Source organism: Thiohalophilus thiocyanatoxydans (genome assembly GCF_004366735.1).
In the GTDB taxonomy this organism is placed as follows: domain Bacteria; phylum Pseudomonadota; class Gammaproteobacteria; order UBA6429; family Thiohalophilaceae; genus Thiohalophilus; species Thiohalophilus thiocyanatoxydans.
Genome location: NZ_SOQX01000007.1, coordinates 101,751 through 118,485, shown reverse-complemented (window position 1 = coordinate 118,485; position 16,735 = coordinate 101,751). Strand labels below are relative to the sequence as shown.

Here is a 16,735-nt window from a genome sequence, read left to right as displayed (position 1 = left end):
AGTATGAGGAATTCAGCATTTTTTCGTAATTTGTATACAAAATGTAAGATGCATGGGGCTGGGGATGCACAGGTTGTTATATCTGACGGCGAGCTTTATTCTCTTATATCGATTGCCATCGATAATTTAGATTGGAGTCATACCGAAATTGGAGTTGACCGTGTCGTTGCTCCTAATAATGATTACTACAAAATACCTCTAAGTTGGTTCGATCAGCAAGCTCATATAAATATCGAATCGAATCAAATAGAAAAAACACTTAGGTCTGCTTTCGAGAAGGATAATGATTTTGGGCTGTTTATTGAAAATTTAAGCGCACTTCATCGTCGCAGAGTCAAATATCGCCGAATTTTAGCTGAGCAACCGATGCCAACTATGGATCAGATTGGTCCCAGATCTTTATTAGAGTATGGTTGTTGCGAATCTGCTTTGCTCGCCAACTGGATGGTATGGCGAAAATGGATTTATGATGTAGATAATCGTTCAGCACAGGAAACGGGATATTTGTTTGAACCGCTATTGGCTAGCTGTCTTGGAGGTGAGCCAGTTGGAGCGAAAAATTCACCGGTAAAACGGCTAGATTCAAACGGGACGCCAACTAAAAAAGGTCGGCAGATTGATTGTCTGGTACCAAGTAATAATCGAACTTATGAGCTGAAGTTAAGAGTAACTATCGCGGCTAGCGGGCAGGGGCGTTTCGGAGAGGAGCTTTCTTTCGCTGAGGAAAGCCAAGCGGCTGGTTTTATCCCCGTTCTCTTAGTGCTTGATCCTACCCCTTCAAGTCGTTTAACAGAACTTTCTGAAAAGTATATCTCCTGTGGGGGTGAGTTTTACCATGGTGAGGCTGCGTGGCAGCACATGGAAGAAGAAGCAGGAGATGTAATTTCTGTATTTATAGAAAAGTATATACGACCTGCAATCCAAGGGATTGAAGAAGTTGAGATCTCCTTGCCAAAGTCAATAAATCTAAGTTGGTCAGACGATGAAATTAAGGTGTCTGATAACTCAGCTTCTTATGTGGTAAAGCGAGGTTAAGCAGTGCAGGGGCGGACCAATGCAAGTTAATGATTTGGTAAGCAGTGCAGGGGCGGACCAATGCAAGTTAATGATTTGGCAATAAATTATGAAGTTTTATCGCCTTTATAGAGGCTTAGATGCCCCATTTTTGCTGTAAAAATACCTGTTTAACGAAAGAGTGAGGTATCAACGGTTTTAATCAGTGCTCAACGGGAGCGTTGCGGGAATAAAAATAATACTCCGCATGGCCAGGGACGGTTTTTATTTATAGCGCAGGCATAAAAGGAGGCGAGGGAGCGAATGCCGGGATCGGATGACAGATCGGCGAAGTACACGGCCAACAGCCTGACGCTGACCGGATTAAAGGGGTCAAAGCCCTTTAATGGGTAAATTTGGAAGGCTTTTCAGTGCTCAACGGGAGAGTTGCGGGAATAACAAAAACAGCCGCATGGCCACGGAAGGCACTATTTAACAAGACCTACAGGGTTAGACTCGATTGGGGCCCTGTGGTCACAAGAGGAACTTGAAATGGATGTTCTGAATCGATCTGTTCTGGGGTTTGTCCTGCTATGCGCTCTGCTGCCGCTGAAGGTCTCGGCGGATCCCTTCGATGCCGGCTCGTTCAATCTCTCGGTGGAGTGATCAAGGGGTCAGAACACTGTGTGCCACGAACACAGATTAAAACCTGTGGAACTGTACTGAAGATGGGAGTATGGCCTCCCGGAGTCTGCCTGCAGGGGCCGGCTTCAAACCGCCCGGTGCTGCTGCGTTCAAAAATAACGGGGTCGGACCAATGCAAGTTTATGATTTGGCAATAAATTATGCAGTTTTATCGCCTTTATAGAGGCTTAGAAGCCCGATTTTTGCGGTAAAAATGCCTGTTTAACGAAAGAGTGAAGTATCAACGGTTTTAATCAGTGCTCAACGCGAGCGTTGCGGGAATAACAAAAACAGCCGCATGGCCAGGGAAGGCACTATTTAACAACGATCGGCAGGGCTAGACTCGATTGGGGCCCTGCGGTTACAAGAGGAACTTGACATGGCTGTTCTGAATCGAGCTGTTCTGGTGTTTGTTCTGCTGTGCACTGTGCTGCCGCTGAAGGTCTCGGCGGATCCCTTCGATGCTGGCTCGTTCAATCTCTCGGTGGTGCTGGGTCAGGGCCGGGCGTTTGATGATACCTACCGGATCTTCGGGGTCGGCGGTGGCTATTATGTGGCAGATGGTCTGGAGCTGGGGCTGGATTATGAAGTCTGGTCTGGCGGCTCGCCGGGCATCGAACAAATCAGCCCGAAAGTGAATTACGTGTTTGCCCGGCAGGGCAGCGTGTCACCCTATGTCGGGGGGTTCTATCGCCGTACCCGCATCGACGGCTTTGAGGATCGTGATGCCTGGGGCGGTCGGGCCGGCGTCTATGCGCGCGCCGGTCGCAACCTGGTGCTGGGTGTCGGCATGGCGTATGTCCGGTATCAGGACTGTGATAACAGCATCTTTGCGGATTGCTCGGATAGTTATGCGGAATTGATGGCCGGGTTTTATTACTGAGGAACTCGGCATCTAGGGAAAAGAATACTTGAGATGAGTTTTAATCAGTGCTCAACGGGAGCGTTGCGGGAATAACAATAAAACGCCGCATGGCCAGGGACGGTTTTATTTATCGCGCAGGCATAAAAGGGGACGAGTGAGCGAATGCCGGGATCGGATGACAGATCGGCGAAGTACACGGCCAACAGCCTGACGCTGACCGGGGCGGTGGCGATGGGTACCGGGGTGATGATCGGTGCCGGGATCTTCGCGCTGACCGGGCAGGTGGCGGAGCTGGCGCGGGAGTGGTTTCCGCTGGCCTTTCTGCTGGCGGCGGTGATCTCGGGTTTCAGTGCCTATTCCTATATCAAGCTGTCCCGGGCCTGGCCGTCGGCGGGCGGGATCGCGATGTTTCTGGAGAAGGCCTACGGCAAGTCGGTCATGACCGGGGCCTGCGCGCTGCTGATGTATTTCTCCATGGTGATCAACGAGAGCCTGGTGGCGCGGACCTTCGGCACCTATACCCTGCAGTTGTTCGACGTGAGCCAGGACAGTGTGCTGGTGATCGTGCTCGGAGTCGGGCTGCTGTTCTTCGCCTTTTTGATCAATATCCTCAGCAACCGCTTGATCGAGACCTTCTCCTTCATCACGGCTTTCATCAAGATCGGCGGGATTGTGGTATTTGCCCTGGGCGGGTTGTGGGTCTCGGGCCTGTCGTTCGAGAGTATCTCGGTGGCCCCGGCGAATCTGGAGGGCGGCAGTTTTCTTGGCGCGGTGGCGCTGGCGATCCTGGCCTACAAGGGCTTTACCACCATCACCAACAGCGGCGGGGAGATCGTCGATCCGCACCGCAATGTCGGGCGGGCGATCGTCATTTCCATCGTGATCTGTCTGGTGCTGTACATGCTGGTGACCCTGGCGGTGGGCGGCAACCTGTCTATCGCCGAGATCGTCCGGGCGCGGGACTATGCCCTGGCCGAGGCGGCCCGCCCGGCCTTCGGTGATTACGGCCTGTGGTTTACGGTGGTGTTTGCCATCATTGCCACGGTCTCGGGGGTGATCGCCAGCGTGTTTGCCGTCTCACGCATGCTGGCCATGCTGACCGAGATGAAGCTGGTGCCGCACAGCCACTTCGGCATGCCGGGCAGTATCCAGAAACACACCCTGGTCTACACTATCGTGCTGGCCATGCTGCTGACCATCTTCTTCGATCTGAGTCGCATCGCGGCGCTGGGCGCGATCTTCTACATCATCATGGACATGGCGGTGCACTGGGGCATCCTGCGGCACATCCGCAAACAGATCAATGCCAACGCTTATATACTGATCACGGCGCTCATCCTGGACCTGGTGGTGCTGGTGGCGTTGCTGATCATCAAGGCGCAGACCGACATGCTGGTGATCTACACCGCCATCGTCGGCTTGCTACTGGTCTTCTTCGGGGAGCACCTGTTTTTAAGCCATTATCGCAAAGCGACGTAAAAAGCTGTTCGTAAAAACAGGTCGAAGCGATTTGATTTTAACCGGTTATATTCAGTGCTCAACGGGAGGGGTGCGGGAATAATAAAAACAAGCCGCATGGCCACGGACGGCACTATTTTTAACCGCGCTGGTGCGCGAGGGTGAGGTGAGATGAGCCGTGAAGCGACGCTGTATTATCTGTATGACCCGATGTGTAGCTGGTGCTGGGGGTTTCGGCCCGTGTGGTCGCAGGTGAAGGCGGCGCTGGCGGACCGGGTGGAGGTGGTTTACGTGCTCGGCGGGCTGGCGCCGGAGACGGACGAGCCGATGGAGCCGGAGGTCAGCGACTATTTGCAAAAGACCTGGCGGCGGATCAGCGAGCAGTGTGAGGTGGAATTCAATTTCGATTTCTGGACGCAGAATACGCCGCTGCGCTCGACGTATCCGGCCTGCAAGGCGGCGCTGGTGGCGCGCGAGTATGGCAAGGAGCGGGCGATGGACGAGCGGATTCAGCGCTTTTATTACCTGGAGGCGGGCAATCCGTCGCTGTATGCCAATTTATACGATCTGGGTGAGGCGCTGGGCATCCCGCGGGAGACGTTTATCGAGCGGATTCATTCGGATGATATCGCGCAACAATTGCAGGCGGATATGGCGCTGGCGGAGCAACTGGGCGCCCGCGGCTATCCCAGCGTGGTGCTGAAGGTGGGGGATCAGATCCATTTCATCCGGCACAGTTATACCGATGTCGAGGCCAACCTGCAGCAGATCGAGACGCTGCTGGCGGCGTGAGGCGGGATTTTTAGTATTGAGATGTTATTGACTCAATGGGGAGGGACCATGCGTATTCTGGTTACATTGCTGGCGTTAGTTATATCCGGGGTGTGTACTGCCTCGCAGGGGTATATCGAAAAAGCAGGGACCCGGCTGGAAATCAAGGATTCGGTCGCGGTGCTGGACGAGCAGGTGGGCAAGTTGACGATCTATCTGCTGCCCAGCCGGTTGTCGGCGAGGGAGAAAAAACGGATGAAGGCGGGCAACGCCATGATGGTGCTGCTGACCAAGTCGAGTCCGGATAACAGCAAATGGGGCTGGTATCCCTATGCCACGCTGGAGATGCGCAATACCCCGGCGGATTTCAGCTCGGCGGAGGTTCTGCGCAGCTATTACCTGATGGTCTACGGGATCAACAAGAAGAATGCCACGGACAACCTGAACGGCCGTTTCTCGGGCAACGAAGTGTTGCGCAATTACCGCTTTGACGAGGAGCGGGTGCAGTTCCGGTTTTCCGGCCGGCAGGACTACTTCGATATCCGCTGGCAGCTGGAGGTGAATGCGCCGTTATTGTGAGCCGGCGAGTTTCGGTGAGGTCATCCATGTTCGGATAAAGTTTTATAAACCAGGGCGTATCATTCAGGATATGAGAGGGATACATGATTAGTAAAAAAATACAGGGTTATTTTAACAAGGCCGTTGATATCGTATTTGGGATTATTCTGGTGTTCCTGATTTTCGGCGTGGCGATTGGTGCGGTGCAGCTGTTTTTTACGACCTGGAAGTTACTTGCCTTTGAAGGTGTCACTGGATACTACATCGACATTATTGCTGATGTTCTCACGCTCTATGTACTGATCGAGTTATCCCGCTCTCTGGTTGAGTATTTTCATACCAGCAGACTCAGGCTTACTTTTATTATCGACGCGGCAATTGTTTTTGTTATTCGGGAGATATTAATTGCGCTGTTCAAGCATGAGTTGCAGCCCGATATGATCTACGCCTTTTCCGCATTTATATTGGTGTTGGGTTTAATCAGGATTGGTTCGGTCATTGTGTATCAAAGAGAAAAGATGATATCGAAGGATTTGGGATCGTAAAAATATCGCGAAGATCTTTCGTTCCAGTCAGTTTTATCAATCTCAACAGGAAAGTTCGGAAATAAGAGCAATAACCCGCGTGGCCAGGGAGGGTTGTTTGTCACAACAGGAGTCGTTATGCCAAAACATGAATCCAAACAATGCGCGCGTTGTAACACACTTTTTGAATGCAAGTCCGGATCGATCATGCTCTGCCAGTGCCAGACGGTGGTGCTGAGTACCGAGCAGCTGGAGTATATCTCCGAGCAGTACGAGGACTGTCTGTGCAGTCGCTGTCTGCTGGAAGTGCGCGGGGAGTATAACCGGCTGCAGCACACTCGCAAGATCCGGGCGTTGAGCAAATCGTGATGCAGGCCAGCCTGCCCCGGCGGATCGTCTGCCTGACCGAGGAGCCGACCGAGATTCTTTATCGCCTGGGCGAGCAGGATCGGATCGTCGGGATCTCGGGGTTTACCGTGCGCCCGCCGCAGGCGCGCAAAGAGAAGCCGAAGGTGGCGGCGTTTACCACGGCGAAGCTGGACAAGATTCTCGAGCTGGAACCGGACCTGGTGGTGGGCTTTTCCGATCTGCAGGCGGACATCGCCGCCGGGTTGATCCGCGAGGGCGTGCAGGTGCTGATCACCAACCAGCGCCGTGTCGATGAGATTCTGGATAACATCCTGCTGCTGGGCAACATGGTCGGTGCCGGAGAAAAGGCGCAGGCGCTGGTTGCCGAGTTGTCAGGGAATATCGAACAGGCCCGGGAACAGGCCGCCGCGCTGTCACGCCGGCCGCGGGTCTATTTCGAGGAGTGGGATGAGCCGAGGATCTCCGGCATCCGCTGGGTCTCGGAGCTGATCGCCATCGCCGGCGGTGAGGATGTCTGTGCGGATCGGGCGCAACATCCCGACGCCAAACGGCGCATCATTGCCGATGACCGCGAAGTGATAGAACACCAGCCCGAGATCATCATCGGCTCCTGGTGCGGCAAGAAGTTCCAGCCGACCACGGTGGCCGAACGCCCCGGCTGGGATCGGATCCCGGCGGTACGGGATAACCAGTTATACGAGATCAAATCGCCGTTGATATTACAGCCCGGTCCGGCTGCGTTGAGCGACGGCCTGGCCGAACTGTCGCGCATTATTCAAAGGTGGGCCGGGGAGCCGGGCAGGGTGGCGAACCTGTAATCCTCCCTTGCCGGCGGGTCATTCGACCATCGGCACCCAGCCCGGTGCGGCTTCAATCCGTTGCAGCCAGGCGCGGATCGCCGGGTAATCAGCCAGGGAGAGACCGGCTTCATCGGCGAGAGTGACGTAGGGGTAGCAGGCGATGTCGGCGATGGTCAGGTGATCCGCCGCCAGCCAGTCGTTGTGTCCCAGGTGCTGCTCCAGTGTATCGAGCCCCGGTGTGGCGTCGCGGTGACACTGTTCCACATCAAAGGGCTTGTTGAAGCGCAGTGCGACGCGGGCGCGGGCCAGGCCGTAGAGCAGTTCGTTCTCCGACACGGCCAGCCACTGCATCACCCGCGCCTCGCCCAGGGCATCGCTCGCCAGCCAGCGCTCGTCGCCGTAGCGCCGCGCCAGGTAAACCAGGATCGCCATGGAATCCCAGAGCAGCGTCTCGCCATCGATCAGCACCGGGATCTGCCCGCGCGGGTTAAGGCGTTTGAACTCAGGGGTCTGGGTCTCGCCGACGCTGCTGTCGGTGGGGATGCGCTCGTAGTCCAGCCCCAGCATGGCCAGCAGCAGCCGGATCTTGTAGCAGTTGCCGGAACGGTCGAAGTCGTAGAGTTTCAGGCCGGTCATGGTGATGTTCCTTGTTTAAACGCCGGGGGCGTGGACCGACCTCAGTGTAGTCGGGAGCTTAAACGCAAAACAAGTGCGCAGGGGGATCCCGCGCAGGGGATCTGTCTGAAATAAAAAAGGTGCCAGAGAGTCGTATCCCTGATACCTGTTGCTTCAGGTTATAGTCCGTTTCAGTCGATACGCAGAATGTCAGGTAGCGCTGCGCGCAACCTGACCTACGCCTTTGCGCTGCTTGTCAGGAATAGGTATTCAGGCCGCCAGATAGAAACGAACCGCCTCTGTTCCAAATTCATGCGCACCTTATACTCCGGCTTATTCTGCAGGTCACGCGGGTGTTAGCAGAATGTCAGGTAGCGCTGTGCGCAACCTGACCTACGCCTCTAGCACCTGGCACCTAACCAGTGTAGGTCACGCTGGCGTTAGCCTGCGTGACACGCCTGTTGATACGCAGAATGTCAGGTAGCGCTGCGCGCAACCTGACCTGCGCCTTTGCGTACCGTTGAGCCGTTATTCAGGCCACCAGGTCGAAGCGATCCGCGTCCATCACCTTGCGCCAGGCTTTGACGAAGTCGTTGACGAACTTCTGCTGGTTGTCGTCCTGGGCATAGACTTCGGCATAGGCGCGCAGGATGGCGTTGGAGCCGAAGACCAGGTCCACCCGGGTCGCGGTCCATTTGACCTGGTCGGTGGCCCGGTCGCGCACTTCATACAGGCCTTTGTCGGCCGGCTTCCAGGTGTTGTTCATGTCGGTCAGGTTGACGAAGAAGTCATTGGTCAAGGCGCCTTCGCGATCGGTGAACACCCCGTGTTGGGTGCCGCCGTGATTGGTGCCCAGCACCCGCATGCCGCCGACCAGCACGGTCATCTCGGGGGCGGTGAGGCCCATCAGCTGGGTGCGATCCAGCAGCAGCTCTTCGGCACTGACCACATAGTCCTTCTTGAGCCAGTTGCGGTAGCCGTCATGCAGGGGCTCCAGGTACTCGAAGGAGTCGGCGTCGGTCATCGCGTCGCTGGCATCGCCGCGCCCGGGTGAGAAGGGCACGCTCACCTCCATGCCGGCGGCTCTGGCGGCCTGCTCGATGCCGAGGTTGCCGGCCAGCACGATCACATCGGCGAGGCTGGCGCCGCTCTCTTTGGCAATGGGTTCCAGCACACCCAGGACCTTGTTCAGCCGCTTGGGCTCGTTGCCTTCCCAGTCCTTCTGCGGGGCCAGGCGAATGCGCGCGCCGTTGGCGCCGCCGCGCATGTCCGAACCGCGGAAGGTCCGGGCGCTGTCCCAGGCGGTGTTGACCATCTCGCTGAGGCTCAGGCCGCTGGCGGCAATCTTCTTTTTCACGGCCTGCACATCGTAGTCGGTGTTGCCGGCCGGCACCGGGTCCTGCCAGATCAACTCTTCCTGCGGGACATCCGGGCCGATGTAGCGATCTCGGGGCCCCATGTCACGGTGGGTCAGTTTGAACCAGGCCCGTGCGAAGGCGTCCTGGAAAGCCTGCGGGTCGGCGCGGAATTTTTCCAGGATCTTGCGATAGTCGGGATCCATCTTCATGGCCATGTCGGCGTCGGTCATGATCGGGTTGTAACGGGTCGATCCCCCTTCAACATCCACCGGCCGATCTTCTTCCTGGATATCGACCGGTTCCCACTGCCAGGCCCCGGCGGGACTCTTTCTGGATTCCCACTCGTGATCCAGCAGCATGTCGAAATAACCCATGTCGAACACGGTCGGGTTGGTGGTCCAGGCGCCTTCGATGCCGCTGGTGACGGTGTCACGACCGATACCCCGTTGGGTGTGGTTGTTCCAGCCCAGCCCCTGCTCTTCCACATCGGCGGCTTCGGGTTCGGGGCCGAGCAGGGCGGCGTCACCGTTGCCGTGGCACTTGCCCACGGTATGCCCGCCGGCGGTGAGGGCCGCGGTTTCCTCGTCGTTCATCGCCATGCGCTCGAAGGTGACGCGCACATCATGGGCGGTCTTGAGCGGGTCCGGGTTGCCGTCCACGCCTTCGGGGTTAACGTAAATGAGGCCCATCATCACCGCGGCCAGCGGATTTTCCAGATCCCGCTCGCCGGAGTAACGGCTGCCTTCGCTACCGGTGGGGGCCAGCCACTCTTTCTCCGACCCCCAGTAGGTATCTTTTTCCGGATGCCAGATATCCTCGCGACCGAAACCGAAGCCGAAGGTTTTCAGGCCCATGGACTCATAGGCGATGGTGCCCGCATAGGTGATCAGATCGGCCCAGCTGAGCTGGTTGCCGTATTTCTTCTTAATCGGCCAGAGCAGGCGACGCGCCTTGTCCAGGTTGGCGTTATCCGGCCAGGAGTTGATCGGGGCAAAGCGCTGATTGCCGGTGCCTGCGCCGCCGCGGCCATCCGCGATACGGTAGGTGCCCGCCGCGTGCCAGGACATGCGGATCATCAGACCGCCGTAGTGGCCCCAGTCCGCCGGCCACCAGGCCTGGTTCTCTTTCATCAGTGCGTGCAGATCGTTTTTCAGTGCGTCGAAGTCGAGTTTTTTGACCTCGTCGCGGTAGTTGAACTCTTCACCCAGTGGGTTCGTCTTGGTGTCGTGCTGATGCAGAATGTCGAGATTCAGGGCTCTGGGCCACCATTCCATGTTCGACTGGCCGCTTTCGGTGGCACCGCCGTGCATCACCGGGCATTTGGTTATGTCATCCATCGTGTTCTCCTTGCGTTTTGCAGTAGGTACTTTCATCCCGATCTGCCGAGGGTGGCTTTCAACTCTAGGCAAGAACCGGCAGCGGGGAAAATCGTTTGTTTCGATACCGCTGATAGTGCGTGACTATCGTGTGGTGCAAATGATCGGGTCGTGGTTTGTTTCAATTGAGGAACACGGGTCCGGCTTGGTGTCCGGGACACCGTTCATGTTGCGCTCAGGTTCAAATTGGCTCGTCAGACGGTTGCCTGATGGTTGTCGACGCGCTTTATCGGCCTGATACATCGCGCAAACCTGCCTGAACAGATAATAAAATAGCGTCTATTGACCGGGACCGAACACAACCGGCACAGCCCGTGTGTCCAACCTTTAGATACAGTGTAGTTTAGATTCAGTCTAATTCCACCGATTGAATCCGTTACAGGGAAGATCGGGGTCGGACACCGGCCAGTACCCGGGGGATGTCCAGGCTGACAAGAGCCTGTCCGGTTGCCCGGTTAAGGGGGATTGTTGCAAGGGAAAGGTTGTGGTGAGGGCTCAGGCGTCGCGCGGCAGGATCAGAATCATCAGCGTGGCAAACACGATCAGCCCGATGAAGGCGTAGAGGAAGCGCTTTTTGGAACCGGCGGCGAGACGCTCCTGCTGGGCCGGGGTCGGCGTACGGCAGTGGGGACAGTAGTTCTGGCTGTCGTCAAAGACATGGTCGCAGTGTTTGCAGATAATGTCGGGCATGGGTAGGCTTGGTGTCGGATTTCGGAGAATATAGCGAACAAACGCGGGGTTGGGAAGAAGGGGGAACGATTGACTGGCATGGTTTTCGATTCCTTCACCCGACAGGGCGATTTGACAGGTGGTATTAATGAAAAAACTGAAAATAGTCACAGGCGAGTCGCTGGATCTGCTGCAGGAGATCGGGCTGGTTCTGATCGCAGTGGCGACGATTATCGCCTTCGGCATCGAGATCGGGGTAATGGTCGAGGCCCGGGCGGTCACCCTGGCGGATCTGCTGCTGATGTTCATCTATCTGGAAGTGCTGGCGATGGTCGGCATCTATCTCAAGTCGGGCAAACTGCCGATCCGGATTCCGCTGTATATCGCCATCATTGCCCTGGCCCGTTACATGATACTGGATATGAAGGACATGGATGTCTGGCGTATCCTGGCGGTGGCCGGCGCGGCGCTGGTCATCGCATTGACAGTACTGGTGATTCGTTACGGTCATGTCCGCTATCCGTATGAGTCGGACAGCAGCAGCTGATGGTTATCGTCTACACTGCCAATGACTATATCGAGGGCAACCTGGTCAAGGGACTGCTGGAGTCGCAGGGGATCGACACCTACGTCAACGGCGAGTACCTGCAGGGCGGGATCGGCGAGCTGATGCCGATGGGTCACATCAAGCTGAGCGTGGAGGATGAAGACGAGTCGGCGGCGCAGCGGGTTATCGAACGCTATGAAAATGGCGAGTTTCAGATCGGGGACGATTAGGATGTCTAGTTCCCTGAATTCAAATCTATGATTGCAACAAAGAATAAGGAGAAGACAATGTTTTCGAAAAAGCTTTTTGTCGCACTGGGAATGCTGGTTGCCATGCTGGCCCAGCCGGTCCACGGGCAGGATTATAATGTCGACCCCGGAATGTGGGAGATGACCTACAAGATGGACGTCAGCGGCATGCCGGAGAATATGGCGTCCATGATGAAAAAGGAACCAACGACCAAGCAGGAATGTGTGACCAAAGAGGATATCAGCTTCAAGCCCGAGGACATGGAAGAGGGCTGTACATTTAACAAAACCTCGGATTCGCCGAGCAAGGTTGTCTGGGAGATCGAGTGTGAAACGGCACAGGGTTCCTCTTCCGGGCATGGTGAAGTGAACTTTCACGGCACAACCTCCGATGGCTGGTTCGAGATGAAGGTCCAGGCCGGGCCGATGGGTGAAATGCAGATGCGCAATACCTTCGACGGCAAGCGGGTCGGTGACTGCTGAACGGCGTTCATTGCTCTGTCATCCCCGTGTCGCCGGGATGACAGAGCGCAACATCATGCACTAAATGGCGTTTGCCAAAGACGCCAGACAGCCTCCCGTTGTAACCCATTCTTTGAATGCGAGTCAGGCTCGATGATGCGCTGCCGGTGCCGGACGCCCGGGTGACGAGTGTTTTATTCCTGACTATATTGCTGCGTCTTGTGGATTGTTTACATTGTTGTAACAGATCGACTTCCTGTTACTGTTTTTCAATAAGTTTATCTTGCGTATAATACGGTTTAGTGATTGGCCCCTCCCCCAGGCCAGGAATGTTCACAAATTATCCGAGGTAATCAATGTCAGCAGGAAATACCGCGTCGGGCGACAGCTACGACGATCTACACCAGAGTTACGGCCGCTGTTTGCATAACGGCGGTTTTATCGAACGCTTTTACGATGTGTTTCTCGAAAGTCATCCGGAGGTGAAAAACGCCTTTGCCAACACCGACTTCAATCGCCAGCGGCGCCTGCTGCGCCGGACCCTGTCCAACTCCATCATGTTTGCCGCCGGCAGCGAGATCGTCAAACGGGAGGTGGACAAGATGGCCGAGATTCACAGCCGCCATGGGCACGCTCCCGTGCAGCCGCATTTGTATGACTACTGGCTCAACAGCCTGCTGACGGCCATCCGTGAACACGATCCACAGTTCAATCCGCAGCTTGAGGGCCGCTGGCGGGAGGCGATGGGGCAGATCATCGGGCACTTCTCCAGGAAATATTAAATAAAAGTACTTAGTTCTTAGTTCTAAGTACTCAGTACTCAGTACTTCGCCCTCGTTCCCGTAACCTGTTCTGATATGCTGTATTGATGAACAGCATATCGGCATGTCTCAATCCCGTCGTGGCGGGGCTGTGGCTTGGCGCATTGGCCTTGTGGCTGGGTGCTTGCGCGGCGCCGCCTGACGGTCTGTTTCCACCCGGTGAGGGGGAGCCGGTGGTGCCGATCTACCTGGTCAGCCACGGTTGGCACGCAGGGATCGTGATCGAACGGGCTGCGATTCCACCGGGGCTGCTGCCCGAGCAGGCGGACTTTCCCGGTGCGCGTTATCTGGAGTTTGGCTGGGGTGATCGCGGTTACTACCTGAGTCCGGAACCTCACGTCGGTCATCTGCTCAAGGCCGGGTTGTGGCCGACTTCAAGTGTATTGCATGTGGTCGGGTTCAGTGAGCCGGTGATCGACTACTTTCCGCGCAGCGAGATCGTTTACCTTGAATTCTCCCGTGACGGCTTCGCCCGGATGGGCCGGCATCTCGATAGCCGCTTCGCCCGCGAGGGTGAGTCGGCGGTCGCGCTTCAGCCAGGGCTGTACGGCAACAGCCGCTTTTATCGCTCCCGCGAGACGTACCATCTGTTCAACACCTGCAACGTCTGGACCGCCCGGGTCCTGCACGCGGCAGGCTGTCCCATCACCCCAGCCTTCAATATCACGGTCGATGGCCTGTTATCCAGCGTCGTGTCGGATTGTGGCGGGACAACTAAGTACTAAGCACTTCGCCCGAAGGGCTTGTGGGAGCGCTTTTCAAGCGCGAAGGACAAGTGGCAAGACATCGCCTCCCACAGGTCCTTCGATAACATCAGTGACCCAGACTCGGCACTCAGCACTCAGAACTCAGTCTGTGGTTTGCCTCGCCAGTGCCTTCGGGTAAGATTCTGTGAGGTCCACCAGCCGGGATAACAATAATGCAAACCAAGATCCTGCTCGACGAGTCCGAAATGCCCACCCAGTGGTATAACGTGGTGGCGGATATGCCCAACGCGCCATTGCCGCCGCTGGGGCCCGATGGGCAGCCGATCGGCCCCGATGCCCTGAGTGCGATTTTTCCCATGTCGCTGATCGAACAGGAGGTGAGCGATCAGCGCTGGATCACCATCCCCGAGCCGGTGCGCGAGGTGTATCAGCTGTGGCGACCCTCGCCGCTGTACCGCGCCCACCAGCTGGAGGCGGCGCTGGGCACCCCGGCGAAGATCTATTACAAGTACGAGGGTGTCAGCCCGGCCGGTTCGCACAAGCCCAACACCGCCGTGGCCCAGGCCTATTACAACCGCGAGGCGGGGATTCGCCGCCTGGCCACCGAGACCGGCGCCGGCCAGTGGGGCTCCTCCCTGGCGATGGTGGGCCAGAAGTTCGGCATTGAGGTGCGGGTCTATATGGTGAAGGTGAGCTACGAGCAGAAGCCGTTTCGCCGCTCGATGATGCAGACCTGGGGCGCCGAGGTGCTGCCCAGCCCCACCGACCGGACCGAATCGGGGCGCCAGATCCTGGCCAAGGATCCCGATTCCCCCGGCTCGCTGGGGATTGCCATTTCCGAGGCGGTGGAAGAGGCGGCCTCGCGGGACGACACCAACTACGCGCTGGGCTCGGTGCTCAACCATGTGCTGCTGCACCAGACGGTGATCGGCCTGGAGGCGAAGAAACAGTTCGAGAAGGTGGGCGACTATCCGGATATGGTCTTCGCCCCCTGTGGCGGCGGCTCCAACTTCGGCGGTGCGGCCTTCCCGTTCTTTGCCGACAAGGCGGCCGGCAAGGCCGTGCGCCTGGTGGCGGTGGAGCCGGCCTCCTGCCCGACCCTGACCCGCGGCCATTACGCCTATGACTTCGGCGATTCGGTGGGGCTGACCCCGCTGATGAAGATGTACACCCTGGGCCACGACTTCGTGCCGCCGGGCATCCACGCCGGCGGATTGCGCTATCACGGCGACTCGGCGCTGGTCTCGCAACTGTATAATGAAGGGCTGATCGAGGCGGTGGCGGTACCGCAGCTGGCCACCTTCGAGGCCGGGGTGCAGTTCGCCCGGGCCGAGGGCATCATCCCCGCGCCCGAGTCGAACCACGCCATTCGCGCGGTGATCGACGAGGCCAACCGCTGCAGGGAAAGCGGCGAGGCGAAGACCCTGTTCTTCAACCTCTCCGGCCACGGCCATTTCGACATGGGCTCCTACGACAAGTACTTCAGCGGCGAGCTGGAGGACTTCGAGTACCCGGCCGAGGCCATCGATCAGGCGCTGCACCATCTGCCCGGGGTGGGCTGACACGCCGGGCGGCACGGGTGGGAGCGGCGCTCTGTCGATGAGGGGACTGTCCGCGCTTGTTGCCTGTTCTATAATTCGCCCGAACCGTTTTGACTTATTCTGACCCGGGAGAGATGCCATGTTCCTGCTCGAATACCGAACCCTGAGCTGGTGGTACTGGCTGGTGACGGTGGGGTTTCTCAGCGCCGGGGTGCTGGGCTGGACCCCGGGATTTTATGTCGCCATCGGTATCACCGTGTTCCAGCTGATCCACTTTCTGCTGCGCGAGCGCAGTCTTGCCGCCTTTCCGGTACAGGTGCGCCTCGGTTATCTGCTGTTGTTGCTGATCGCGCTGCCCGCGCCGCTGCAGCTGATTTACTGGATTCCGACACTCGGCACCTGGGCACAGATCCTGTTCGGCTACTGCACCATGGCCCGGCTGGTATCGCTGCTGCCCTGGAATCGGAGCGAGCCGTTTTCGGCCGATCTGCTGCGGCGAACCTTCTTCTCCCCGCCGGTGCGCGGCAACATCCTGCAGGGCCTGCCGCCGACCGGCTGAACGCAAGCCGCCGGGAGGTTGGCATTGCCGAGCATTTCGTCTAATCTTACGTTAACGTAAGATTTTAACGGAACCGGAAGGAGAAGAGCATGCAAGTTGCCGACATCATGATTCATGTGAACGAAACCCTGCCCGACACCGAGCGCAATGCTCTGCAAGAGCGGCTGCGCCAGGTCGACGGGGTGATTGCCCCGCGCTTCAGCGAGCAGAAGCCGCATCTGCTGCTGGTCAGTTATGACAGCGAGGTGGCCGACTCAAGCCGCCTGCTCCAGCAGGTCGAGTCCGGCGGCTACAATGCGCAACTGGTCGGGATGTAACCGGATCGGTTCCGGCAGGTGTGATGAAGTATAAAATCGGGGAGCTGGCCGAACAGCTCGGCACCACGGTACGCACGATTCGCTATTACGAAGAGGCGGGTTTGCTGAAACCGTTACGCAGCGGCGGCGGCACCCGGCTGTATACCGATCATCACCGGGCCCGGCTGGCGGCGATCCTCGAGCTGGCCGACAGCGGTTTGTCACTGGAGACGATTGGCGAGGTGGTGCAGGCCAGAGAGCAGTGTCAAACGGGCGAGGAGGGGCGGCGGGCCGTCTCGGCCCGGCTGTCGGCTGTCGGCCAGACGCTTGGCGAACGCATTGCTGATCTGACCCGGTTGCAACACCGGCTCACCGAGGCGGAGGCCTTGCTTGAACAGTGTCGCGGATGCCGCAACGAACCGTCTTCCCAGGGCTGTCCCGCCTGCCCGCTCAAGCAGCAGCGTCAGGATGTGGCGCTGCTCAATCTTATCTGGGATCAGGACGAGTAGAAGTC

20 protein-coding genes are annotated in these 16,735 nt (G+C 57.5%); 17 read left to right on the top strand and 3 right to left on the bottom strand.

The window, feature by feature from the left end; genetic code table 11:
* Positions 1-3: 3 nt before the first annotated feature.
* The 8 genes from EDC23_RS12040 to EDC23_RS12000 all read left to right on the top strand — a co-directional run bounded on the left by EDC23_RS12040 (position 4) and on the right by EDC23_RS12000 (position 7,040).
* Positions 4-1,035 (top strand): hypothetical protein, encoded by a 1,032-nt coding sequence (locus EDC23_RS12040; protein ID WP_208321368.1) that lies wholly within the window; start codon positions 4-6, stop codon positions 1,033-1,035.
* 1,021 nt (positions 1,036-2,056) lie between these two features.
* Positions 2,057-2,560 carry a hypothetical protein gene (locus EDC23_RS12030; protein ID WP_134084912.1) on the top strand — a complete coding sequence of 168 codons (504 nt, stop codon included), beginning with the start codon at positions 2,057-2,059 and terminating at the stop codon, positions 2,558-2,560.
* 144 nt (positions 2,561-2,704) lie between these two features.
* Positions 2,705-4,021: an APC family permease gene (locus tag EDC23_RS12025; RefSeq protein WP_134084910.1), complete on the top strand. Its 1,317-nt coding sequence runs from the start codon at positions 2,705-2,707 to the stop codon at positions 4,019-4,021.
* Positions 4,022-4,171: 150 nt separating this feature from the next.
* Positions 4,172-4,792 (top strand): DsbA family protein, encoded by a 621-nt coding sequence (locus tag EDC23_RS12020; protein ID WP_134084908.1) that lies wholly within the window; start codon positions 4,172-4,174, stop codon positions 4,790-4,792.
* Between the two features lie 48 nt (positions 4,793-4,840).
* Positions 4,841-5,350 carry a hypothetical protein gene (locus tag EDC23_RS12015; protein WP_134084906.1) on the top strand — a complete coding sequence of 170 codons (510 nt, stop codon included), beginning with the start codon at positions 4,841-4,843 and terminating at the stop codon, positions 5,348-5,350.
* A gap of 83 nt (positions 5,351-5,433) precedes the next feature.
* Positions 5,434-5,874 carry a phosphate-starvation-inducible PsiE family protein gene (locus tag EDC23_RS12010; protein WP_134084904.1) on the top strand — a complete coding sequence of 147 codons (441 nt, stop codon included), beginning with the start codon at positions 5,434-5,436 and terminating at the stop codon, positions 5,872-5,874.
* Positions 5,875-5,991: 117 nt separating this feature from the next.
* Positions 5,992-6,222, top strand: a complete 231-nt coding sequence (locus tag EDC23_RS12005; protein ID WP_134084902.1) for a cysteine-rich CWC family protein — start codon at positions 5,992-5,994, stop codon at positions 6,220-6,222.
* Positions 6,222-7,040, top strand: coding sequence for a cobalamin-binding protein (locus EDC23_RS12000; protein WP_134084976.1), 819 nt, complete (start codon positions 6,222-6,224; stop codon positions 7,038-7,040). The genes EDC23_RS12005 and EDC23_RS12000 overlap by 1 nt, the downstream gene beginning before the upstream one ends.
* 18 nt (positions 7,041-7,058) lie before the next feature.
* Here EDC23_RS12000 and EDC23_RS11995 read toward each other — a convergent pair whose 3' ends face one another.
* The 3 genes from EDC23_RS11995 to EDC23_RS11985 all read right to left on the bottom strand — a co-directional run bounded on the left by EDC23_RS11995 (position 7,059) and on the right by EDC23_RS11985 (position 11,061).
* Positions 7,059-7,658 (bottom strand): glutathione S-transferase family protein, encoded by a 600-nt coding sequence (locus EDC23_RS11995; protein WP_134084900.1) that lies wholly within the window; start codon positions 7,656-7,658, stop codon positions 7,059-7,061.
* Between the two features lie 511 nt (positions 7,659-8,169).
* Positions 8,170-10,332 (bottom strand): catalase/peroxidase HPI, encoded by a 2,163-nt coding sequence (gene katG / locus EDC23_RS11990; RefSeq protein WP_134084898.1) that lies wholly within the window; start codon positions 10,330-10,332, stop codon positions 8,170-8,172.
* Positions 10,333-10,866: 534 nt separating this feature from the next.
* Positions 10,867-11,061, bottom strand: a complete 195-nt coding sequence (locus tag EDC23_RS11985; RefSeq protein ID WP_134084896.1) for a hypothetical protein — start codon at positions 11,059-11,061, stop codon at positions 10,867-10,869.
* 127 nt (positions 11,062-11,188) lie between these two features.
* Between EDC23_RS11985 and EDC23_RS11980 the strand changes: the two genes are divergently transcribed.
* From EDC23_RS11980 to EDC23_RS11940, 9 genes are all read left to right on the top strand, one after another.
* Positions 11,189-11,587 (top strand): phosphate-starvation-inducible protein PsiE, encoded by a 399-nt coding sequence (locus EDC23_RS11980; RefSeq protein ID WP_134084894.1) that lies wholly within the window; start codon positions 11,189-11,191, stop codon positions 11,585-11,587.
* Entirely contained in the window at positions 11,587-11,817 is a 231-nt protein-coding gene (locus EDC23_RS11975) for a putative signal transducing protein (protein ID WP_134084892.1), read from the top strand. Before EDC23_RS11980 ends, EDC23_RS11975 begins: the two co-directional genes overlap by 1 nt.
* Before the next feature lie 57 nt (positions 11,818-11,874).
* Positions 11,875-12,318, top strand: coding sequence for a DUF3617 domain-containing protein (locus EDC23_RS11970; protein WP_166668864.1), 444 nt, complete (start codon positions 11,875-11,877; stop codon positions 12,316-12,318).
* Positions 12,319-12,653: 335 nt separating this feature from the next.
* Positions 12,654-13,079, top strand: a complete 426-nt coding sequence (locus EDC23_RS11965) for a globin (RefSeq protein ID WP_134084888.1) — start codon at positions 12,654-12,656, stop codon at positions 13,077-13,079.
* An 86-nt stretch (positions 13,080-13,165) separates the two neighbouring features.
* Positions 13,166-13,843 (top strand): DUF2459 domain-containing protein, encoded by a 678-nt coding sequence (locus EDC23_RS11960; RefSeq protein WP_134084886.1) that lies wholly within the window; start codon positions 13,166-13,168, stop codon positions 13,841-13,843.
* A gap of 191 nt (positions 13,844-14,034) precedes the next feature.
* Positions 14,035-15,387, top strand: coding sequence for a TrpB-like pyridoxal phosphate-dependent enzyme (locus tag EDC23_RS11955; RefSeq protein WP_208321372.1), 1,353 nt, complete (start codon positions 14,035-14,037; stop codon positions 15,385-15,387).
* Between the two features lie 118 nt (positions 15,388-15,505).
* The gene (locus EDC23_RS11950; RefSeq protein WP_134084879.1) at positions 15,506-15,925 is read left to right on the top strand and encodes a hypothetical protein; all 420 of its coding nucleotides are present in this window, start codon (positions 15,506-15,508) and stop codon (positions 15,923-15,925) included.
* Between the two features lie 89 nt (positions 15,926-16,014).
* Entirely contained in the window at positions 16,015-16,242 is a 228-nt protein-coding gene (locus tag EDC23_RS11945) for a hypothetical protein (RefSeq protein WP_134084877.1), read from the top strand.
* 23 nt (positions 16,243-16,265) lie between these two features.
* Positions 16,266-16,730 carry a MerR family transcriptional regulator gene (locus EDC23_RS11940; RefSeq protein WP_134084875.1) on the top strand — a complete coding sequence of 155 codons (465 nt, stop codon included), beginning with the start codon at positions 16,266-16,268 and terminating at the stop codon, positions 16,728-16,730.
* The last annotated feature ends 5 nt before the right edge of the window (positions 16,731-16,735 follow it).

Bases quoted from the DNA above. Each gene is read 5' to 3' on its own strand.
- katG (WP_134084898.1), bottom strand. From the start codon at position 10,332: ATGGATGACATAACCAAATGCCCGGTGATGCACGGCGGTGCCACCGAA.
- EDC23_RS12005 (WP_134084902.1), top strand. From the start codon at position 5,992: ATGCCAAAACATGAATCCAAACAATGCGCGCGTTGTAACACACTTTTT.
- EDC23_RS12030 (WP_134084912.1), top strand. From the start codon at position 2,057: ATGGCTGTTCTGAATCGAGCTGTTCTGGTGTTTGTTCTGCTGTGCACT.
- EDC23_RS11975 (WP_134084892.1), top strand. From the start codon at position 11,587: ATGGTTATCGTCTACACTGCCAATGACTATATCGAGGGCAACCTGGTC.
- EDC23_RS11995 (WP_134084900.1), bottom strand. From the start codon at position 7,658: ATGACCGGCCTGAAACTCTACGACTTCGACCGTTCCGGCAACTGCTAC.
- EDC23_RS12010 (WP_134084904.1), top strand. From the start codon at position 5,434: ATGATTAGTAAAAAAATACAGGGTTATTTTAACAAGGCCGTTGATATC.
- EDC23_RS11945 (WP_134084877.1), top strand. From the start codon at position 16,015: ATGCAAGTTGCCGACATCATGATTCATGTGAACGAAACCCTGCCCGAC.
- EDC23_RS11950 (WP_134084879.1), top strand. From the start codon at position 15,506: ATGTTCCTGCTCGAATACCGAACCCTGAGCTGGTGGTACTGGCTGGTG.
- EDC23_RS12015 (WP_134084906.1), top strand. From the start codon at position 4,841: ATGCGTATTCTGGTTACATTGCTGGCGTTAGTTATATCCGGGGTGTGT.
- EDC23_RS11960 (WP_134084886.1), top strand. From the start codon at position 13,166: ATGAACAGCATATCGGCATGTCTCAATCCCGTCGTGGCGGGGCTGTGG.
- EDC23_RS12025 (WP_134084910.1), top strand. From the start codon at position 2,705: ATGCCGGGATCGGATGACAGATCGGCGAAGTACACGGCCAACAGCCTG.
- EDC23_RS12020 (WP_134084908.1), top strand. From the start codon at position 4,172: ATGAGCCGTGAAGCGACGCTGTATTATCTGTATGACCCGATGTGTAGC.
- EDC23_RS12000 (WP_134084976.1), top strand. From the start codon at position 6,222: ATGCAGGCCAGCCTGCCCCGGCGGATCGTCTGCCTGACCGAGGAGCCG.
- EDC23_RS11980 (WP_134084894.1), top strand. From the start codon at position 11,189: ATGAAAAAACTGAAAATAGTCACAGGCGAGTCGCTGGATCTGCTGCAG.
- EDC23_RS11940 (WP_134084875.1), top strand. From the start codon at position 16,266: ATGAAGTATAAAATCGGGGAGCTGGCCGAACAGCTCGGCACCACGGTA.
- EDC23_RS11970 (WP_166668864.1), top strand. From the start codon at position 11,875: ATGTTTTCGAAAAAGCTTTTTGTCGCACTGGGAATGCTGGTTGCCATG.
- EDC23_RS11985 (WP_134084896.1), bottom strand. From the start codon at position 11,061: ATGCCCGACATTATCTGCAAACACTGCGACCATGTCTTTGACGACAGC.
- EDC23_RS12040 (WP_208321368.1), top strand. From the start codon at position 4: ATGAGGAATTCAGCATTTTTTCGTAATTTGTATACAAAATGTAAGATG.
- EDC23_RS11965 (WP_134084888.1), top strand. From the start codon at position 12,654: ATGTCAGCAGGAAATACCGCGTCGGGCGACAGCTACGACGATCTACAC.